The organism is Epilithonimonas sp. UC225_85 (assembly GCF_042695135.1).
Lineage (GTDB): Bacteria > Bacteroidota > Bacteroidia > Flavobacteriales > Weeksellaceae > Epilithonimonas.
In genome coordinates, this window is record NZ_CP170547.1 from 947,297 (window position 1) to 966,438 (window position 19,142).

Genomic DNA, 19,142 nt, shown 5'->3' on the forward strand with positions numbered 1-19,142 from the left:
ATGTTTGTAAAGATAAGGATTTTGGGAGATTGTGATGGGATTGGTTTGTATATTTGTAACTTGTCTATAAACTTAAAATGGCATCTAAAAAAATTAGAGAATAAAACAATTGGTTTTGCTAAGTCTTTCAGTAGACCTTTTCCTGCCGTTGTTGTTGGAGCAGAATTTTCTTACTTTAAAAAAACTGATAAATCAAAACAGATTGATTCTCAGATTTTAGTAAGGAAGTTGAGAGATAAATTATTAACAATTGGAGAATTATATAGTAAACAAAATGGCAATAGCGTAGGTTGTTGTGCAGAAGTAAATTGTGCAAATCAGATATTAATTAAAAGACCATTTGCTAATCTCAACAATATTAAATTTTCCAAAGCATATAGACCAAGAACTATGCAAGTAATACCAAAATGTAAAAACTGTAAAATAACATTTGAATAATGGCGTATTCTCAAACTGAGCAAGAAAATTTAGATTTGGATTTGTTTTTCAAGGATTCTGAAAAGCAAATTCATATTGCAACAGGAGGTGGACAAATTCCATCTAGATTGGCAGAAGTTGATAATTTAATCGAAAATTTTAGACAGGAACGATTAGATTTAATTATTGAGAACTATGAAATTACAGTAAATCCTAATCTAGGTGAAATTCTTGGACTAAATGAAAGTGAATTATTAAATTATTTGATAGATTTTGAAATGATTGCAAAGAAAGGATTCTTTTAATATGACAAAACTAAATTAGGAGACTTTAAAGACCAAACTTTTCATTTGGTAGCAAAACCAAATTTTAAAATTAGCACTTTTGAAAAATTAGCACCTTTCCCAATAAAATTACCAAATGAATTTGAAGTTTTTAATTTATTCTCTTTTTTTTCTGAGTAAAAACTAAAATTTTTATATTAGTAACTTAATTGACAAAAACTATCAAAATTGTAATTAATTGGACTTGTTTTTGACGTAATTTTAGGGCTTAATTCTTCTAAATAAAATCCCCCAAAATATGAACTTCGACCGCACAAAAGAAAAACTGGAAATACTTGCAGATGCTGCAAAGTACGACGTTTCCTGCTCATCAAGCGGTGGAAAAAGAAAGAATAATGGTGGTTTGGGCGACAGTTCTGCCAGCGGAATTTGTCATACTTATACAGAAGACGGACGATGTGTTTCGCTTCTCAAAATCCTGTTGACCAACCATTGCATTTACGACTGCATCTATTGCGTTTCCAGAAAATCGAATGATATCAAACGTGCCGCGTTCACAGTGGAAGAAGTGGTGGATTTGACCATCAGTTTTTACCGCCGAAATTATATCGAAGGCTTGTTCCTGAGTTCCGGGATTTTCAAAGATGCCGATACAACGATGGAACGTTTGGTTCGTGTGGCGAAAAAACTGAGAAATGAACATAATTTCAATGGATATATTCATCTCAAATCGATTCCGGGAGCGAGCGATATTCTGATGCAGGAAGCCGCACTTTATGCGGATCGACTTTCAGTTAATTTAGAAATCCCGACAGAATCCGGACTTAAATTATTAGCGCCAGACAAAAATCGGGAAGATATGCTGCAGCCGATGCGAATCGTCCAGAAAGGAATTCAGCAATATAAAGATGAAAAGAAGCTCATCAAAAGTGTTCCGAAATTCGCACCAGCCGGACAATCTACGCAGATGATTGTCGGTGCAACCAACGAAAATGATTTGCAGATCATCAAAGTTGCCGACCATTTTTACCAAAATTATGGGATGAAACGCGTTTATTATTCAGGTTATATCCCAGTAACGTCGGATAATCGTTTGCCGGCAATCACGGCAGAAGTTCCTGTTTTGAGGGAAAACCGATTGTATCAATCCGATTGGCTGATGCGTTTTTATGGTTTCAAAGCGGATGAGATTTTGGATTCCAATATGCCATTTCTGGATTTGGAAGTAGACCCGAAATTGAGTTGGGCGCTGCGTCATCTTGACCAGTTTCCTGTGAATCTTCAAACCGCCGATTACAAAATGATTCTCAGAATTCCGGGAATCGGTGTAAAAACGGCGATGAAAATAGTCAGCTCCAGACGTTTCCAGGTTTTGAATATTTATCATTTGAAAAAGTTAGGCGCTGCTGTCAATCGTGCAAAATACTTTATCGATTTCAGTTACGGCAATCCCTTTTTGAAACATTTAACCGATTTGAATTTGAGAAAATTAATCATCGGCGGAAGCCAGTCCAAATTTCAGAATCAGTTTTCTCAGCAGTTGACTTTGTTTTAAATTAATATTTATTGTCCATATTTGCTAAATTTAGATATTTTATATAATTTCGAGGAAAGAATTTATAATGAATGTCAGTTTCACAAAAAAGCAAGAAAATTACATCTCCGAACAAATCGAATCGGGAGATTTTCAGAATGCCAGTGAGGTCGTTCGTGATGCTTTGCGTCTTCACGAGGTGTATCGTCATCGAATTATTCAGGATTTAAGAAATGAAATTGAAAAAGGTTGGGAAGGTAATTCGAGTTCCAGATCGATAAAAGATATTATCAAATCCAAGAAAAAAGACAATAACAATGTCTAAAGAATTCTACATTCTATCAGAAATTGCTGATGAAGATCTGGAAGGTATTTTTGATTACACGATGACTGAATTTGGATTTGAACAAGCGGAGAAATATCTTACTGAGATTGAAGAAGTTTTTCAAAGTTTACTTATAAATCCGGAATTAGGCAAAAAACGAAATGAAATAAAACAAGGGTTATACAGCGTCCTAAAACACAATCATATTATTTTCTACAGGATTTTGGAAACTCATATTCGGATTGTCAGAGTGCTCCACGGAAGTAGAGATATTCCGAAATATTTTTAGTTTAAAATTTCAAAATTAGTTTTCTCAGCAATTGACTTTGTCTTAAGTGTAGCTTCTAGAGCCTCAGCCAGACAACTTTCAAACCCTCAAACTCTCAAACCCAAAAAATGACAACGCTCCTCTACGACGGCAGCTTCGATGGACTTTTAACCGCAGTATTCGAAGTTTTCGAATACAGGTATAAAGATGTAGAAATCCGAAGCAGAGAAAGATTCCAGCAGGAAAATATGTTTGCTGAGATTCACGAGGTTGTTACTCAAACTGAAAAATCCGAACGTGTTCTCAAAAAATTAGAAGCCAGCATCGGGAAATCCGGAATTAAACAATTGTTAATGGTTTTTCTCTCAGAACTTCCGGAATCTGAAGATCTGATTTTTTCTGCCATCAAACAATCCATCAAAAATCCTGATGATAATGTCTTGCAGAATTTTGCCGATGATGACATTCTTAAGATTTCAAAAATTTGTAAATCTGTAAGTCGCGAAAGACATCGAATGACTGCTTTTGTTAGGTTTGAGAAGATGAAAGATGATATTTATTTTGCTAAGATCGATCCGGATTTTGATGTTTTGCCTTTGATCCGAAAACATTTCAAAGACCGATATGCCGACCAGAAGTGGATGATATACGACCTCAAACGACATTACGGATTGTTTTATGATCTCACAGATTGCGAATTTTTCTATCCTGATGAGACATTCAGTCTGAATCAATACCAGCAGAAGTTCCACGAGGAAGAAATCAATTATCAGGAACTCTGGAAAAGTTATTTTACGAAGACCAATATTAAGGAAAGGAAAAATATCAAACTCCACGTTCAACATGTTCCGAAACGCTATTGGAAATATCTGACTGAGAAATTTTAATCTCACGCAGATTCAGCAAATCCAGCAGATTCAGATGATAAAAATTAATCTGCCTGATCAGCAAAATCTGCGAGAAAGTATTTTCTTAATTATAATTGAATAATCGCACCCACCACAAAATTCCGTTTTGCCGCAGGATTGTAAAACCTATTTCCAAAGGCATTGATATCAAAGCCCAAAACGTAATCTGTATTGTACAAATTCTGAATCTGAAAGAAGATATCCAGCTTTGATTTTTCAAAAATAATAGGATAACGGAATTGAATATTTGAAACTAAACTAGGTTCCGACCAAATAGAATTTGCGTCTGTCAAAGGAATTTTTGACGTCAGAAATTGAGAATAATCAATGGCTAATTTTCTGAAGAAAGTAAAATTCAGTAAACTGTTTATAGTGGTTTTAGGAACACCTGTCAAAGCATTTCCTGAAAAATCTGAAGTTCCCTGAATATAATTTTTAAATTTAAAATCATAAAGACTTCCCGAAAATCTGAATTTAAAATGACTCAAAATATCATTCTTCAAATCAAACCGCTTCGATTCCAAAAGAAATTCCCAGCCTTTCTGAACCGTATTTCCCTGGTTTACAAAATATTCCTGTCCAGCTTCATTCTGCCTTCTTACAATCGCATCTTTCATTCGGAAATCAAAATAATTCAGTTCCACAAAAACGGTATTTCCAAACTGTTTCCTCACGCCAATTTCCTTATTCCAGCCATATTCCGGAACGAGATTGAAATTGAACTCCTGATTGGAAGAACGAATCTCCTCATTCGTCGGCGCCGAATTCCCTTTTCCGATTTTCCCTCTCACAGAAAATCCTTTATCCAAAACATAAGTCATCCCGAAATTAGGCAACCATTGGTTTTTGAACTTTACATTTCCAGTTTCAGAATTTGGAAACATCTTTTCCCATTTATAAGAATTTGAATTTAAACTAATAGAAATGTCAGTAAATAACCGCTCCTTAAAATTCAGTTTCTGGGACAGAAAATAGAATCCGGAATTGTTTTTCAGCCTATCAAAGTTTTGTGGATTTCCTTCTGTTCCGCGATTATTATCAAAGTTTTTAATGAAGATTGGATTGGTTGCACCTTCGTAACCCAATCGCCATTCTGCAGAAACATTATCCCAATTTTTCTCATAATTGAAATGTGTTCTCAGTGTATAATTACTTTCAAATCGATTTTCAAAATTGGTGATAAAAGGATTCTCGAAATCGACATACGAACCTTGAACCAAAACAAAATGCGAAAGTCCGTTTGTCAATTGATATTGATTGGAAAGTCCTGCCAAAACCATTTTATTCCGAATTCCGGCGTCTTGATCTTTCGCTCCGGGTATTGTTGCTGTCGCAGGCCGAGCTTGTTTTCGGTTAGCTTCCATTTGAGCCAAAGTCAATCCACCTGGCGTTTCATAATCCAAATCGGAAAAGAGTAGCATTGCTTTCAGTTCGCCTTTGTCAGAGTATTTGAAATTGTCCTTAATGAAAATCTGCTTTCGCTCAACCGCCGATTGTTCCCGGTAAGAATCTGTTCTGTAATAATTTTGATAGACCTGGAAAAAGTGCTTTCCCAATTGCTTTGAAAAATTAATACTTTCATTAAAAGTCCCATAACTTCCGGACGAAAGATTCAAAGACAAGTCATCAGAATTCTGAGTTTGAAGCAATAATGTTCCGCCAGCCACTGCTCCAAAATCGCCACTTTCCGGACCTTTGAAAATCTCGATTTTATGAATTAAATCCGGCGAAATCTGATTAAAATAAGTATTCCCCGAAGCATCAGACAAAATAAAATCATCCAGATAAACTTTCACATTCCGAACCCCAAACGGCGAACGCAAAGAACTTCCACGGACAGCGATTCTGTAGCTTCCGGGCGAACGTTCTTCCATTCTTGCCCCGGGAATTTGATTGACAGATTCCAGCAGACGCTCTGGCGGATTTTGGGAAAGCAGATTTTCCGAAACCACGGAAACCGATTTGGTAGAAGCGATAAAAGAAACAGGTTTTTTATAAGCATCGATTTTGACCTCCGAAATCAAAGCCACTGAATCGCTCTTCTGAGAAAGATAAAATACGCTGAAAAGTAAAAATAGAAAGGAAAGTTTTTTCATTATTCTCAACACAGAAATCATTGTGCCGAAATCGTCAATTAGTTAAAATTTCACAAAAAACTAATTCTTAACTTACATCAATGTGAAGAAACTTTCCCTGCTATAAATTTGCACTATAATTAATCAACAAAATATTAAAATTATGGCAACTAAATGGTTATTAGACCCAACTCATAGCGAGATCACTTTCAAAGTAAAACACTTAATGATTTCTAACGTAAAAGGAGAATTCACAACTTTCAATGCAGAGATCGACGCAGAAGATGACACATTCGCAAGCGCAAAAGTTTCTGCTTTCATCGATACAGATTCTATCTTTACAAACAATACAGACAGAGATAATCACCTGAAATCTGCAGATTTCTTCAACGCAGAAGCTAATCCGAAGATCACTTTCGAAGCTTCAACTTTGAATGGTGATGTTACGGGAAACCTAACATTGAACGGGATTACAAAACCAATCACATTGGACGTAGATTTCGGAGGAATCAACTCTGATCCTTGGGGAAATACAAAAGCAGGTTTCTCTTTCGAAGGGAAAATTAAAAGATCAGACTTCGGTCTTACTTGGAACGCAGCATTGGAAACAGGAGGTGTGATGGTAAGCGAAGAAGTGAAAATTGCAGGAGAACTGCAGTTTGTAAAACAATAATACATCATAGTATTTTTTATAGTTTGAGTTTTTTAAAGTGTGAACAAGGGCAACTTTGTTCACGCTTTTTTGATTTTAAGAATAATTATTTGGGCAGCTTTTTCCGCCTTCCGTTCCCGCTTTTTTTACCATTGCGATCGACGGGAAGCAATCAATAAAACTTTTCTACAATCGCAATGACAAAAAGAGCTCCACTCAAGTCGGGCTGCAGATTCTATAAAAACAAACTTTGTCAAAAAACACGAAGTTTGTCATTCCGTAGGAATCTAAATCTCGCTATCTAGATTGACTTTGTCGAACCACTTCGTTAGGTTTCCTACGGAATGACAATATTATGTCAAAAAAAGTCTGCTCAATCCACCAAATCTGCGAGAAAATAAAATACATTTTACAAAATAAAAAATGAACCTCAACGACCTTTCCAACATCTCCGATAATTTCCCAACCACACAAAAAATGCCCGTTCTATTCCTGGGACACGGTTCTCCGATGAACGCCATCGAAGAAAATATCTTTGTGCAAGGTTTCCGGAATATCAGCAAAGAGATCCCGAAACCAAATGCCATTATTTGTATTTCCGCACATTGGTTTACCAACGGAACTTTCGTCACGGCAATGGAACTTCCAAAAACCATTCACGATTTTGGAGGTTTTCCTCAGGCCTTGTTTGATGTTCAATATCCGGCAAAAGGTGATCCCGAATTGGCCAAAGAAACTGCAGAATTATTGGCTCCTGTTTTGGTAGAAGAAGACCACAATTGGGGTTTGGATCACGGTGCTTGGTCGGTTCTTCGGCATCTTTATCCTGATGCGGATATTCCGGTTATTCAGTTAAGCATTGATTATACAAAACCAACACAATATCATTTTGATTTAGCCAAGAAATTATCCAAACTCCGCGAAAAAGACATCTTGATTATCGGAAGCGGGAACATCGTTCATAACCTTCGGTTGATCGACTGGAAAAATATCGATACCGTTGGTGCAGGCTGGGACTGGGCAATCGAAGCGAGAGAGAAAACCAGCAATTGGCTTCTAGACGGTGATTTCCAAAAACTCATTAATTATCAAAAACAGGGAACATTCTTGCAATACGCCGTTCCAACGCCCGATCATTATTTACCATTAATTTATAATCTCGGATTGAAGGATAAATCGGAGCAACTTTCTTTGTTCAATGATTCTTTGATTGGCGGTTCTCTGAGTATGACTTCAATAAAAATTGGATAATTTTTTAGCACTTATTCAAGCAGTCTTTTTTTATAACTAAAAAATTAGTAATATTGTTTTAATGAAAAGAATATTACTTTTTTGCATCTTTCTCGGTTTTGTCTGCAATTGTTTTTCCCAGATCATTTCTGGTAAAATTCAAACGGAAAATGGTTCAGCCATTTCTGATGTTAATGTCTATCTGGATGGGACCAAAATTTCGACAGTTTCCAATAACGACGGGACTTTTCAACTGGACGTCCAGGGACAGAAAAGCGGGAACTTAATTTTTCAGAAAGATCATTATGAAACCAGTATTTTTCCTCTGAATCAAGCAATTGGAAAATCAGTCAAAGTGATTATTAATCCGCAGAAAGAGATAGAGGAAGTAGTCATCATTCCATACACAGAAGAGGCTTATCGCAACTTTATCAATTATTTTCTGGATCAGTTTATCGGATTTGACAGGGAAGATGTAAAGATCAAAAATCAACGCACGCTCAAATTTTCTTATGATAAGAAAAATCAATTTCTGAAGGTGAAAGCACCACAGACTTTGATTATTGAAAATAAAAATTTGGGTTATACCATTCAATATAATCTAATCAATTTTGAGGCTGATTTTAAAAAGAAAAGTACAAGCTATCTTGGAACTTCATTTTTTAAGGAAAATGGCAATAAGAAACAATTTATACTGAATCGGATGAATGCCTATAAAGGCAGTATGATGCATTTTCTGAGGACTCTTTATAGTAATGAACTGGAAAAAGAAGGCTTTATTGTGAATCACGCCAAACGAATCAGAAATCCAAAATATCCTTCTGAAACAGATATTCAAAAGCTGGAAGATTATTACAGTTTTGTAAGAAGCCAGAAAGTGATGACCGTACATCTATCGGATGAATTAGAAGATATCTCCCGAAGAAAAAGTGAAAATGCTGAGTTTCTAATGGCAATTCTCAAAACCAAAATGAAAGAATCTGATTTCACCAAACGCAGAGACGGAAGGTTATTTATTGACTTTGAAGATCTGCTTCAGGTGAATTACCAGAAGTATTATTATGAGATCAAAAAAGGAGAATTTGTGAAATCTTCTGGCGTGGTGACGCAAACATCGTTCGTTCATCCGGAAGCGATGGAATTTGAGATTTTTCCGGAAGGTATCTCGTCCGAGCCGGATCAGTTGATTCTGGAGGGCGATTTTTCACGACAGAATATTTCGAAAATGCTGCCTTTGGATTATAAGTTGGGAAACTGATTTTTTCTGAATATTAAATTTCTCGCAGATTAGGCGAATTTTACAGATTTAATTTGGACAAAATCTGTTTAATCTGTAAAATCCGCGAGAGAAAAATATTTTATAATTGCTTCTCGAAGCAAATGCTGTTCTCAACTCCGGAATACTGACCGTAATTTGGGATGACTTTGTAGCCACATTTTTCGTAAAGAGCTACTGCTTCGGTTTGTCTTTTTCCGGTTTCCAGAATGGTTTTTTCGTAACCTAATTCTTTAGTCCAAATTTCTAATTCTTTTAGAATGGCGGACGCCAAACCTTTCCCACGTTTCTCCGGAAGTGTGAACATTCTTTTGACTTCCATCGATTTTTCGTCGAAAGCTTTGATGGCGCCACAAGCAACAGCTTCATCATTATCAAAAATGACGATGCAGTTTTTCAGAGAATCTATTTTGTTGTATTGGTCATAGAAACCGTGGTCTTCACCGTCAATCACAGCGAGATAAGCGTCCAGTTGTTTTACTAATTTTTGGAAGTCTTGGTTTTCTGAAGTTGTTCTAAGGGTTTTCATTTTCATTAATTCACTACAAGTTTTCTTTCTCTTACCAAGTCAGCAATTTTCAAAATATCTTCGCCGATTAATCTGTCATTTTCCAATTTTGGAACTACAGAACGGATGATTGTATAATTCTTCTCAACAATTTCAGAACAAACTGCAGGTCGTCGGAATTCCAAACCTTGCGCACCGAACATCAATTCGATAGCCAAGATATTTTCAAGATTCCCAAGGATCTGATTAAATTTTCTCCCCGAAATACTTCCCATAGAAACGTGATCTTCTTGTCCTAAACTTGTCGGTATAGAATCTGCAGATGCCGGGAAACAGAGCGTTTTGTTCTCTGTGACCAACGCTGCACTCGTGTATTGTGGAATCATAAATCCGGAATTGAGACCAGAACTTTCGATTAATAATTTCGGTAAACCAAATTTACCCTCCAGCAAAAGATAACTTCTTCTGTCCGAGATGTTTCCTAATTCAGCTGCTGCCAACGCGCAATAATCCAAAGGTAAAGCCATCAGTTGTCCGTGGAAATTTCCTCCTGAAATGGATTCTTCTGCACTCAAAATGATTGGATTATCCGTCACGGAATTCAGTTCCGTGTCTGCCATTTGTTTCAAATGTTCGAAGGCATTTCTGCTCGCACCGTGAACTTGTGGTACACATCTCATCGAATACGGATCCTGAACCCGGTCACAGAATTCGTGGGACTTGAGATTGTCAGAGTTTTTGAGAAAATTTCGCATTCTTTCTGCCACTTTTCTGCTGCCGTCAAACGGACGAATGTCGTGTAATTCTTTTTTGAAAGGACTTGCGGAACCACGGTAAGCTTCAAGACTCATTGCCGCAGTTAAATCTGCCAGATCCAAAAGATATTCAAATTTTGATAATCCGACGATGGCGTGAGCTAAGATGAATTGCGTTCCATTGATCAGACCTAATCCTTCTTTCGGACCCAGTTTTAAAGGTTGAATGTTATGTTTTTCTAGAACTTTGGAAGTCTCAACAGGTTTATCATTCTCCCAAACCTGACCTAATCCTAAAAGTGGTAAAACCAAATGTGCCAAAGGTGCCAAATCTCCGGAAGCGCCAACAGAACCCTGTTCCGGAACGACAGGGATAATGTCTTTTTCCAGCATCAAAATCAAGCGCTCAATTACTTCCAATGAAACACCCGAAAATCCTTTCGACAAAGCGTGGATTTTGGCAATGATCATTATTCTCGAAATATTTTTATCAATGGGTTTCCCTACACCAACGGCGTGAGAAATGATAAGGTTGTGCTGAAGTTGCGCTGTTTCCGATTCTGATATCTTGGTGTCGCAAAGTGGCCCGAATCCTGTGTTGATGCCGTAAACTGTTCTGTCGGAAGCTACAATTTTCTGAACATTTTCCTGCGACTTTATAATCTGTTCTCTTGATTTTTCACTGAGTTTTGCAAGGGATGGATCTTTTGCTATTTCCAAAACATCCTGATAGCCAAGCGTATCGATTCCGTAAATCATTACTAAAATTTTTGCCTAAAAATACACTTTTCAAGAGTAATATGATGAAGGAAATTCTGAAAAATATGTTATAATAATTTTACTCAAACCTCAACACCTTTGCCTGCTTGATATGCGCCAAATGATGCTGACAATGCCAACTGTAAATTAAAATATTTTCTTTAAGTGAAATCTTTTCAGACTGTTCCGGATGAATGAATTCTTTATTCAAATCTTCATCAGAAAGATTTTTCAAAATGAAAACCCATCTTTCGTGCAAAGCTTCCAGCAACTTCAAAGAAATAAAAGGCGAAAGTTTACTGTCCGGCAATTCTGCCCAAAGACTTTCTTCGTAAGGTTTTATTGTTGGGAGATTTTCTGTTAATGCTAACTTAAATCTCATATAACTGTTGATATGACTGTCAGCGCAATGATGAACAACTTGAGAGATAGTCCAGCCTTCTGGTCGATATCTTAGATTCAAATCGTTTTCATCCAAATTTTGGATTTCAGCTTTCACAAAATTTGGAAAATTTTCTATTTCGTTAATAGCGGAATCAATGATTTCCTTTGTGATGGATTCTGGTTTTACAAATTTTCCAACTGGGAATTTTAATGTTTCAAGATTCATTATTTCAAATTTTTCATCAGGATTGCTTCCATTTTTTCATAACCCAATTTGTTCGGATGAATTCCATCTTCGGCAATTTCTTTTGGTAAACCGTTTTTGTCGTCTTTCAAAGGTGTGTGATAATCGACATACGTAATTTTGTTTTTCTGAGCGTAATCCTTTATCATTTGATTCAGCGCAATCACTTTGTCAGCAGGCATCATTTCTTTTCTCCAGGGGAAATCGGAAGCGGGAAGTGCCGAACACAAAACCACTTGGATGTTATTAGCTTTCGCCAATTCTGCCATGGAAACAATATTTCCAAAAACCTTATCCAAAGAAATCGGACCTTGGTTTTCTGCAATATCATTCGTTCCTGCAAGGATAATCACGCGTTTTGGTTTTAGTAAAATCACATCTTCCCGAAATCTTAGAAGCATTTGCGAAGTGACTTGACCACTGATTCCTCTTCCAACGAAATTGTTTTTTGTGAAAAATTCCGGATCTGTGGCAAACCAGCCTTCAGTTATGGAATCACCCATTAATACTGAGTTTGGCGTTGTGTTTTTAGCTTTCACTTCTTGATTCTGTTTTGCGTATTTGGTGAAATTTGCGAAGTCTTGGGTGTAGAACATTGTGGAGAATAAACCGATGATAAAAGTTAAGATTTTCATTTTTTCTGATTTAAAATCAAATATATGAAATCTCGCCAAGCGGAAATTACATCGAGAAAATAAAATGTTTGTAATAATATAGATAAACCACAAAAGTCACAAAATTTTTGCCAATTTTAGATCTTGCAAAAGTTCAAAAAAGATTAGTGCTAAAAGTTTTCTTTTTGTTCTTTTGAAAAAATCTTTTGTGACTTTTTGGTTTAAGATTTCCCAATTAAAAGAAGCTTTAAAAAAATTCAAATCTTAGCTGAGCGAAGCGCCTTTGCGAACCTTAAAAATATTTTCAATAATTATAAAAAATCTTTGTGGGCTTTGTGTTCAAAATTATAATTTTACAAAATGGAACAAATTTCGAAAGACCCTTTACACGGCAAAAGACTCGACGCAATTTTGGAAGAATTGGTGGATTACTACAATGGTTTCGAAGAATTGGGGAAACAAATCAACATCCGATGTTTCAACGCCGACAATCCAAGCATCAATTCCTCATTGAAATTCCTTAGAAAAACCGATTGGGCAAGAACAAAAGTGGAAAGTTTGTACTTATACGTTTTGAGGAAGAAGAAGAAAAAAGGTTTGTTGTAAACCTTAATCCAAAAATTCCCCAGTCACATAAAACCAGCGATTTTTTATCATTTTAAATGTCGATAACTCGTGGTGAACTTGCTCGTTTCCATCTTCATCCGTATAAAAAGCTTTGAATTCCACCTTATTCATTGAAGGCTTATCAATAATTTCCAGCTTTGTCCACTCATTAATTTCGCCCCATTCCTGGAGACTTTTTTTATTATGGGATTTTCTTTTGTTGGGAGAAGTTGTTTCCCAAAGATATTCGCCGTTCGGAATTGCAAAGGCTGAGAATCTGGAACGCATCAAAGCTTCTGCAGTTGGCGGGGATTTTTCCTTTGTGTGATAAGGTTGACAGCAATCTTTGTAGGATTTTCCGGAACAGCAGGGACAACTCATTAGATAAAAGTTAGAATTAAGATGTTAGAAATTAGAATGTCATTTCGTGCTAATTTAAATTAGTACGAAATGACAAAATTTGCATTATTTATCCAAAAGCTCTTTTCAACAAACTCTCCACTTTCGGCTCGCTTCCACGGAAAGCTTTGAATAATTCCATCGGGTCTTTTGTCCCGCCAGAAGAAAGCAGAATTTTATATTTCGAAGCAATTTCCGGATTGAAAATTCCGTTTTCTTTGAAATATTGGAATGCATCTGCATCCAAAACTTCCGCCCATTTGTAAGAATAATATCCGGCAGAATATCCACCTTGGAAAATATGTGAAAAACTTGGTGCAGTTGCTGTTTCGGGATTGGAAGGATAAAGACTTGTGTCATAGGTTTTCTCAACCTCAAACTCTTTCACACTCAAATTCTCCAACTCTCCAGCTTCCGAATGAAAAGCCATATCCAACAAGCCAAGACCAACTTGTCTCATTGTCTGATAACCTTCCATAAACGATTTGCTTTGAGATAACTTCTCAATTTTTTCGTCTGGTAAGATTTCTCCCGTTTGATAATGTTTGGCGAAGGTTTTCAGAAATTCCGGTTCGTAGCAGAAGTTTTCCAAAAACTGAGAAGGCAATTCTACAAAATCCCATTTTACGGATGTTCCAGAAAGATTCGGATATTGTGTGTCTGCCAAAACGCCATGAAGTGCGTGTCCAAATTCGTGGAAAAGCGTAGTAACTTCCTGGAAGGTCAGCAAGCTTGGTGTGTCTTTCGTTGGTTTTGTGAAATTACAAACCACGGAAATATGCGGACGGGAATTTTCACCGTCTTTTTTATATTGATTTTTGTAGCTCGTCATCCAGGCGCCAGCACGTTTTCCTTTTCTTGGATGATAATCGGCGTAGAGTAGGGCTTTTACATTTCCGTTTTCAGTTATTTCGTAGGTTTTGACGTCTTCGTGGTATTTCTGAACATCATTGATTTCTTTAAATTCTAAACCAAATAATTTTCCAGCCAAACCAAAAACCGCTTCCTGAACTTTCTCCAGTTGGAAATAAGGTTTCAGTTCTTCATCATCAATATCGAATTTTTGTTTTCTTAATTTCTCAGCGTAAAAAGTGTGGTCGTAACTTTGGATTTCTTCTATTCCGTCGGCTTTCGCTAAAGTTTTTAGTTCTTCGATTTCCTTTTGAGCGAAAGGTTTTGCTTTGTCCAAAAGTTCGTTCAGGAATTCGAAAACCTTCTCCGGAGATTTTGCCATTCTTTCTTCCAAGACGAAATTTGCGTAATTTTTATAACCTAACAATTCCGCTTTTTCCTGACGAAGTTTCACGATTTCTTTAATCAGATTTTGATTGTCAAATTCGCCACCATCGAAAGATTTTTTTCCATTTGCTAAAGCCAATTCCTTTCTGAGTTCACGGTTTTCTGCGTAAGTCAGTGCCGGAAGATAACTCGGATATTGAAGCGTAATCACGTAACCTTCCAAATCTTTTTCCTTGGCATCTTCTTCATATTGTTCAAGAATCGCTTCAGGAATCCCTTTTAGTTCTTCTTTATCTGTAATATGTTTGAAATAAGCATTGGTCGAAGCCAATGCGTTTTGCCCGAACTGAAGCGACTTGATTGACAAATCCATATTGATTTTTTCCAGCTTCTTTTTATCTTCTTCGTTCAATAAAGCACCGCTTCTCACAAAACCTTTGTAAGTTTCGTTGAGCAACATTTTTTGTTCTTCGTTTAGGGACAAAGTGTCTTTTTGGTCATAAACGTTTTTGATTCTTTCGAATAGTTTTTCGTTTTGAGAAATCTTGGAAGAGAACTCTGTCAAAAGTGGCGAAACGTCTTGCGCTATTTTCTGAATCTCATCATTGGTTTCAGCTGAATTGAGATTGAAGAAAATACTGGAAACTCTGTCCAGTTGTTCGCCGGAAAACGCCATTGCTTCAATCGTATTTTCGAAAGTTGGCGCTTCGGGATTGTTGGTGATTTCTTCGATTTCTTTTTCTTCGGTTTTTACTAATTCCTGAAAAGCGGGAAGGTAATGTTCTTCTTTGATGTCGCTGAAAGGTGATGAGGTGTATTTTGTATTGAATTTTTCTAATAATGGATTCATAATTTTATATGGGATTTTGATTTTTTATGTGCTTCGAGAGCCTCAGCATGACAACGCAGATACGATATGATATTGTTTTAACACTGTCAGGCTGAGCGGAGTCGAAGCCTTTTCTAATTTTGTTGAAATCACAAATTTAGTACCTAAAGTTGAAAATATGACAAAATTGCGCCCCGGCTTGAACGTAGCTCTTTTTGTCTTGTCTTTTCAGACAAGGCAAAAAAGCGGGAGTGGAAGACGGATAAAGGCGCCCAAACCTAACGCAGTGGTTCGACGTAGTCAAATAAATATTGTCATAGGAAAAGTTGTTGTATTCAAATTCTTTTTAGATTTGTTTTGAACTTAAACTATACTGATTATGAAAAAATTCTTGAAAATTGTTGGTGTCATTCTTGGCATTTTTGTGGTGTATTGTCTGATCGCAATGCTGGTGGTTGACAGCAAATGTCATAATGAACAATCAATCGTTATCAATGCGTCGAAAGAGAAGGTCTGGCAGAATGTGAATTCTATGAAGACCTTCAACACTTGGAATCCTTGGATGAAAATGGATCCGAACCTTACTGTGACCTACAAAGGAACTGCTGGCGAAGTTGGTGACGGCTATACTTGGAAAGGAAACGATGATGTTGGCGAAGGCGAGCAGGAAATCACGGCAATTGTTACTAATGAAAAAGTAGCAACCAAAATGCATTTTATCAAACCAATGGATGATACAGCGACTTCTGACCTGCTTCTTGCAACGGAAGGTTCCGCAACCAAAGTGACCTGGACAATCGACTACGAAATCGAGACGCTTTTCAAACCGATGAAACCAATGATGAATTATCAGATGAATAAATCATTTTCGGAAGGTCTTGAAAAGTTGAAAGAGCTTTCTGAAAAGTAGTTAAAATAAAAAAATCGCCCCGAATTTTCGGGGCGATTTCATTTTGATTTGAAAAATTTTTATTTTGTGTTATTTGACGATTAGTTTAGAAACTGCCAAACCTTCATCAGATTTTAACTGAACCATATAAACGCCGGTGTTCAATCCTTTTACAGAGAATGTTTCGTCTCCTTTAGCAGATTTTAATCCGAAAGATTTTATTAGTTTTCCGTTAAGATCAAAAACGTTGATCTGTCCGTTTTTAGCTTTGTTATATCTGATCTTCAATAATCCTTCTGTCGCAGGATTCTGAGTGATCTGTAGTGATGTTTTGTTGGCATCGATTTTAGTCTCGTGTGTTGCCAAAGCCACTTGATTTCCGAAAATTCTGAATTCTCCCGGCTGAAGAACTACTGTTGTAGAACCACCGGCAGACATAGCAGAATTATCCATCAAATTATACCAGGTTCCCGAATATGGGAAATTAGGTGTAACCGTTTGGGCTGTTGTTGTGAAGTTGGCAACAATTACAACATTCTTTAATGTGTTTGCTGCAAGCGCATCATTCCAGATATAGATTCTAGGTAAAAGATTTCCTGATTCTACCGTGAAAGTTGTTGTGTCGAAAACCGGACTTGATAATTTAATAGCCAGGATTTTTGACCAAGTGTCATAAATTGCTTTTCTGGTTGCATTTGTATCGTAACCTAAAGTAAAGGCAACCGGTTTTGGAGACAATCTGCAATCGTTGCTGATGGTTCCGTTCTCACATCTGTTGATGCTGAAATCGTAACCTAATTCTCCAAACTGCCAGATCATTTTTGGACCAGGAACTGTCAAGAAAACTGCACCGTAAGCTTTTTGTCTTTCAAGGGCTGTTGCAAGTGTTTTCACACTACCGTTTCCAAAAGTCAGGTTTTTATACATCAGACGTTCTTCATCGTGGCTTTCTCCGTAAGTTATATTTCTTCTTTCGCTGAAACCGTGGTTTTCAAAATCCACTCTGTTGAAGTTGCTGTTAGCGTCATACCCCATTGTGTTTTGACCGTAAGGACCGATCAAGTTATCCCACATCATAACACCCTTACCTTCATTGACTCTGTAATTTGCCCATTGCTGCTCTTCCGCATCTGTTCCCAAATGTTCGAAGATGATGTAAGAAGTCGGATCATAAGACCATTGATAATCTGAATATAATTTCAGAACATCCACTCTGTCCTGTTGGTAAGATCCTGTACAACCTTCATCCGAAGCGGTACAATTCTGAGTGAATCCTTTTGTAAGATCCCAACGGAATCCGTCAACTTTGTATTCTTTGATCCACTGTTCCAAAACTCTGTTCACATAATATCTTGTTTCAGCTTTTGAATGGTTAAAATCATAAAAAACACTGTAAGCGTGTGTTGCTAATTGGTTGAAATATGGATTGCTTGATGAAACGCCGCCATAACTTCCGTCCGTACTTGTAGACCAAAGTCTTTCTAATGGTGATCTTCCTGTTGCATGGTTTAGTGCAACATCAAGAATTACTGCAATTCCATTTTGGTGGCATTTGTCAATGAATTCTTTGAATTTTTCCGGTGTTCCGTATGCTTTATCTAATGCTAAGTGGAAACCGGGATTATATCCCCAAGAGTTGTTTCCGTCAAATTCCATTACCGGCATTAGCTCTATTGCATTCACGTTCAATCCTTTGATATAGGGTATTTTATCAATCATTGCCTGCCAGTTTTTTCCTTCGGTGAAATCTCTTACAAGAGCTTCATAAACGATAAGGTTTTGTTTTGCAGGTTTTTGGAAATTTGTCACAGTCCAGTTATATGCAGGTTTTGCAGTTTGAACTACTGACACATCATATTGCTGTCCAGATGGATATGCAGGCAATCCAGGATATGTTGCAGCAGTAATATATGGATCATCATCTGGAGAAAGAACCAAAGTAGAATATGGATCTGCTACTTTTACGCCGTCACTCGTTCTGTATTGGAATGTGTAAACCTGCTGAGGTGTAAGTCCTGTAATTTCTATCCAGAAAAGATTGGTATTATTAGTGTCTCTCTTCATGATATAATTAGAAGAAACCTGCCAGTTGTTGAAGCTTCCGATTACGTGTACATAAGTTTTTAAAGGTGCATACAAAGCCAAACCAACTTTCGTAGGATCATTCGGGTCATAAGTAATACCTTGTCTCATGTAAGAAGGTATGGCAGCTGATTGTGTTGTTGGCGTTGGAGAAATACTGAATTTTGAAGTCAATACAGTTCCATCGGCAACACTTGTTGCAGTCAGTTCGATCTGGCTGTCAACAGTCACGTTATATGCCGTGAACATAGACGATACATTGTTTGCAGTATAAATCGTGTTCCCGTTTGCTTTTACAACATAATTTGCTGGCAAAGATGTGCTGTAAGAAATAGGATAATTATTCCCGGAAGTGATGAAATTAACCGATCCGTTTTTCGGAGTTGTAGTTCCGAATTGGAATTTTCCTACCTCAGAATAGATATCCTGCGATTGTTTGGTACCTGTACCGTCTTTCGCTTTTACCAGAAATCCGATTTTCCCCAATCCTGTTCTGTTGTAGAACGTTTTTGGGACAAAGGTCATCGTGTAGGTGTCGTTTCCGGAATTGTAAGTCAGCTTGTTGGCTTCGTTTGAAGCGGTCCAAGCGCCATTCGTTGGGCAATCCTGACTGTTAAGGTCATTGGTGTCGTAAGACCAGGCCCAAAGATAAAGTGCGTTGTTTGTAACGCCCCAGGTGCTTTCGTTGATGCTGCTACCATTGAATGTAATGGTAATGGACTCATCTTCATTAAAAGCAGCGGGGCTGATCGAGTAGGTCACAGTCTGTTGCTGTGCCATGGCTATGACCGCAATTAAAAATGCGATCAGGTTGTAAATTTTTTTCATTGGTCTATATAAAAGTTTTTAAATATATCATTTTTTC

The 19,142-nt window shown here is 37.0% G+C and carries 19 protein-coding genes; 11 read left to right on the forward strand and 8 right to left on the reverse strand.

Annotation, left to right across the window (positions count from 1 at the left end; all coding sequences use genetic code 11):
- The 6 genes from ACFJGY_RS04585 (at position 1) to ACFJGY_RS04610 (ending at position 3,715) form a co-directional block, all read left to right on the forward strand.
- Positions 1-438: a hypothetical protein gene (locus ACFJGY_RS04585; protein WP_379968569.1), complete on the forward strand. Its 438-nt coding sequence runs from the start codon at positions 1-3 to the stop codon at positions 436-438.
- Complete coding sequence (locus ACFJGY_RS04590) at positions 438-722, forward strand: hypothetical protein (RefSeq protein ID WP_379968571.1); 285 nt, start codon at positions 438-440, stop codon at positions 720-722. Before ACFJGY_RS04585 ends, ACFJGY_RS04590 begins: the two co-directional genes overlap by 1 nt.
- A 277-nt stretch (positions 723-999) precedes the next feature.
- Positions 1,000-2,256: a putative DNA modification/repair radical SAM protein gene (locus ACFJGY_RS04595; RefSeq protein WP_379968573.1), complete on the forward strand. Its 1,257-nt coding sequence runs from the start codon at positions 1,000-1,002 to the stop codon at positions 2,254-2,256.
- 67 nt (positions 2,257-2,323) lie between these two features.
- Complete coding sequence (locus ACFJGY_RS04600; protein WP_379968575.1) at positions 2,324-2,560, forward strand: type II toxin-antitoxin system ParD family antitoxin; 237 nt, start codon at positions 2,324-2,326, stop codon at positions 2,558-2,560.
- A complete protein-coding gene (locus ACFJGY_RS04605; RefSeq protein WP_379968577.1) occupies positions 2,553-2,849 on the forward strand; it encodes a type II toxin-antitoxin system RelE/ParE family toxin in 297 nt (98 codons plus the stop codon). The genes ACFJGY_RS04600 and ACFJGY_RS04605 overlap by 8 nt, the downstream gene beginning before the upstream one ends.
- Before the next feature lie 107 nt (positions 2,850-2,956).
- Entirely contained in the window at positions 2,957-3,715 is a 759-nt protein-coding gene (locus ACFJGY_RS04610) for a TIGR03915 family putative DNA repair protein (protein WP_379968579.1), read from the forward strand.
- An 89-nt stretch (positions 3,716-3,804) separates the two neighbouring features.
- Here the strand turns inward: ACFJGY_RS04610 and ACFJGY_RS04615 are convergent, their stop codons facing one another.
- Positions 3,805-5,832, reverse strand: a complete 2,028-nt coding sequence (locus ACFJGY_RS04615; RefSeq protein WP_379968581.1) for a TonB-dependent receptor — start codon at positions 5,830-5,832, stop codon at positions 3,805-3,807.
- A 142-nt stretch (positions 5,833-5,974) separates the two neighbouring features.
- Between ACFJGY_RS04615 and ACFJGY_RS04620 the strand changes: the two genes are divergently transcribed.
- The 3 genes from ACFJGY_RS04620 (at position 5,975) to ACFJGY_RS04630 (ending at position 8,951) form a co-directional block, all read left to right on the forward strand.
- Positions 5,975-6,484, forward strand: a complete 510-nt coding sequence (locus tag ACFJGY_RS04620) for a YceI family protein (protein WP_379968583.1) — start codon at positions 5,975-5,977, stop codon at positions 6,482-6,484.
- 402 nt (positions 6,485-6,886) lie between these two features.
- Entirely contained in the window at positions 6,887-7,714 is an 828-nt protein-coding gene (ygiD, locus tag ACFJGY_RS04625; RefSeq protein ID WP_379968585.1) for a 4,5-DOPA dioxygenase extradiol, read from the forward strand.
- A 61-nt stretch (positions 7,715-7,775) separates the two neighbouring features.
- Complete coding sequence (locus ACFJGY_RS04630; protein WP_379968587.1) at positions 7,776-8,951, forward strand: carboxypeptidase-like regulatory domain-containing protein; 1,176 nt, start codon at positions 7,776-7,778, stop codon at positions 8,949-8,951.
- Positions 8,952-9,051: 100 nt separating this feature from the next.
- Here the strand turns inward: ACFJGY_RS04630 and ACFJGY_RS04635 are convergent, their stop codons facing one another.
- From ACFJGY_RS04635 to ACFJGY_RS04650, 4 genes are all read right to left on the reverse strand, one after another.
- Complete coding sequence (locus ACFJGY_RS04635; protein WP_379968589.1) at positions 9,052-9,498, reverse strand: GNAT family N-acetyltransferase; 447 nt, start codon at positions 9,496-9,498, stop codon at positions 9,052-9,054.
- A 5-nt stretch (positions 9,499-9,503) separates the two neighbouring features.
- Complete coding sequence (gene hutH / locus ACFJGY_RS04640) at positions 9,504-10,991, reverse strand: histidine ammonia-lyase (protein WP_379968591.1); 1,488 nt, start codon at positions 10,989-10,991, stop codon at positions 9,504-9,506.
- A 79-nt stretch (positions 10,992-11,070) separates the two neighbouring features.
- Positions 11,071-11,601 (reverse strand): YfiT family bacillithiol transferase, encoded by a 531-nt coding sequence (locus tag ACFJGY_RS04645; RefSeq protein WP_379968593.1) that lies wholly within the window; start codon positions 11,599-11,601, stop codon positions 11,071-11,073.
- Complete coding sequence (locus ACFJGY_RS04650; protein WP_379968595.1) at positions 11,601-12,254, reverse strand: SGNH/GDSL hydrolase family protein; 654 nt, start codon at positions 12,252-12,254, stop codon at positions 11,601-11,603. The genes ACFJGY_RS04645 and ACFJGY_RS04650 overlap by 1 nt, the downstream gene beginning before the upstream one ends.
- Before the next feature lie 339 nt (positions 12,255-12,593).
- Between ACFJGY_RS04650 and ACFJGY_RS04655 the strand changes: the two genes are divergently transcribed.
- A complete protein-coding gene (locus ACFJGY_RS04655; protein WP_379968597.1) occupies positions 12,594-12,839 on the forward strand; it encodes a VF530 family DNA-binding protein in 246 nt (81 codons plus the stop codon).
- A gap of 3 nt (positions 12,840-12,842) precedes the next feature.
- On the opposite strand, the gene ACFJGY_RS04660 is transcribed toward ACFJGY_RS04655, so the two are convergent.
- Entirely contained in the window at positions 12,843-13,220 is a 378-nt protein-coding gene (locus tag ACFJGY_RS04660) for a YchJ family protein (RefSeq protein ID WP_379968599.1), read from the reverse strand.
- Positions 13,221-13,308: 88 nt separating this feature from the next.
- Positions 13,309-15,327, reverse strand: a complete 2,019-nt coding sequence (locus ACFJGY_RS04665) for a M3 family metallopeptidase (RefSeq protein ID WP_379968601.1) — start codon at positions 15,325-15,327, stop codon at positions 13,309-13,311.
- Positions 15,328-15,685: 358 nt separating this feature from the next.
- Here ACFJGY_RS04665 and ACFJGY_RS04670 point away from each other — a divergent pair, with 358 nt between their 5' ends.
- The gene (locus ACFJGY_RS04670) at positions 15,686-16,216 is read left to right on the forward strand and encodes an SRPBCC family protein (protein WP_379968603.1); all 531 of its coding nucleotides are present in this window, start codon (positions 15,686-15,688) and stop codon (positions 16,214-16,216) included.
- A 69-nt stretch (positions 16,217-16,285) separates the two neighbouring features.
- Here the strand turns inward: ACFJGY_RS04670 and ACFJGY_RS04675 are convergent, their stop codons facing one another.
- Positions 16,286-19,105 carry an alpha-amylase family glycosyl hydrolase gene (locus tag ACFJGY_RS04675; RefSeq protein ID WP_379968605.1) on the reverse strand — a complete coding sequence of 940 codons (2,820 nt, stop codon included), beginning with the start codon at positions 19,103-19,105 and terminating at the stop codon, positions 16,286-16,288.
- Positions 19,106-19,142: the final 37 nt, after the last annotated feature.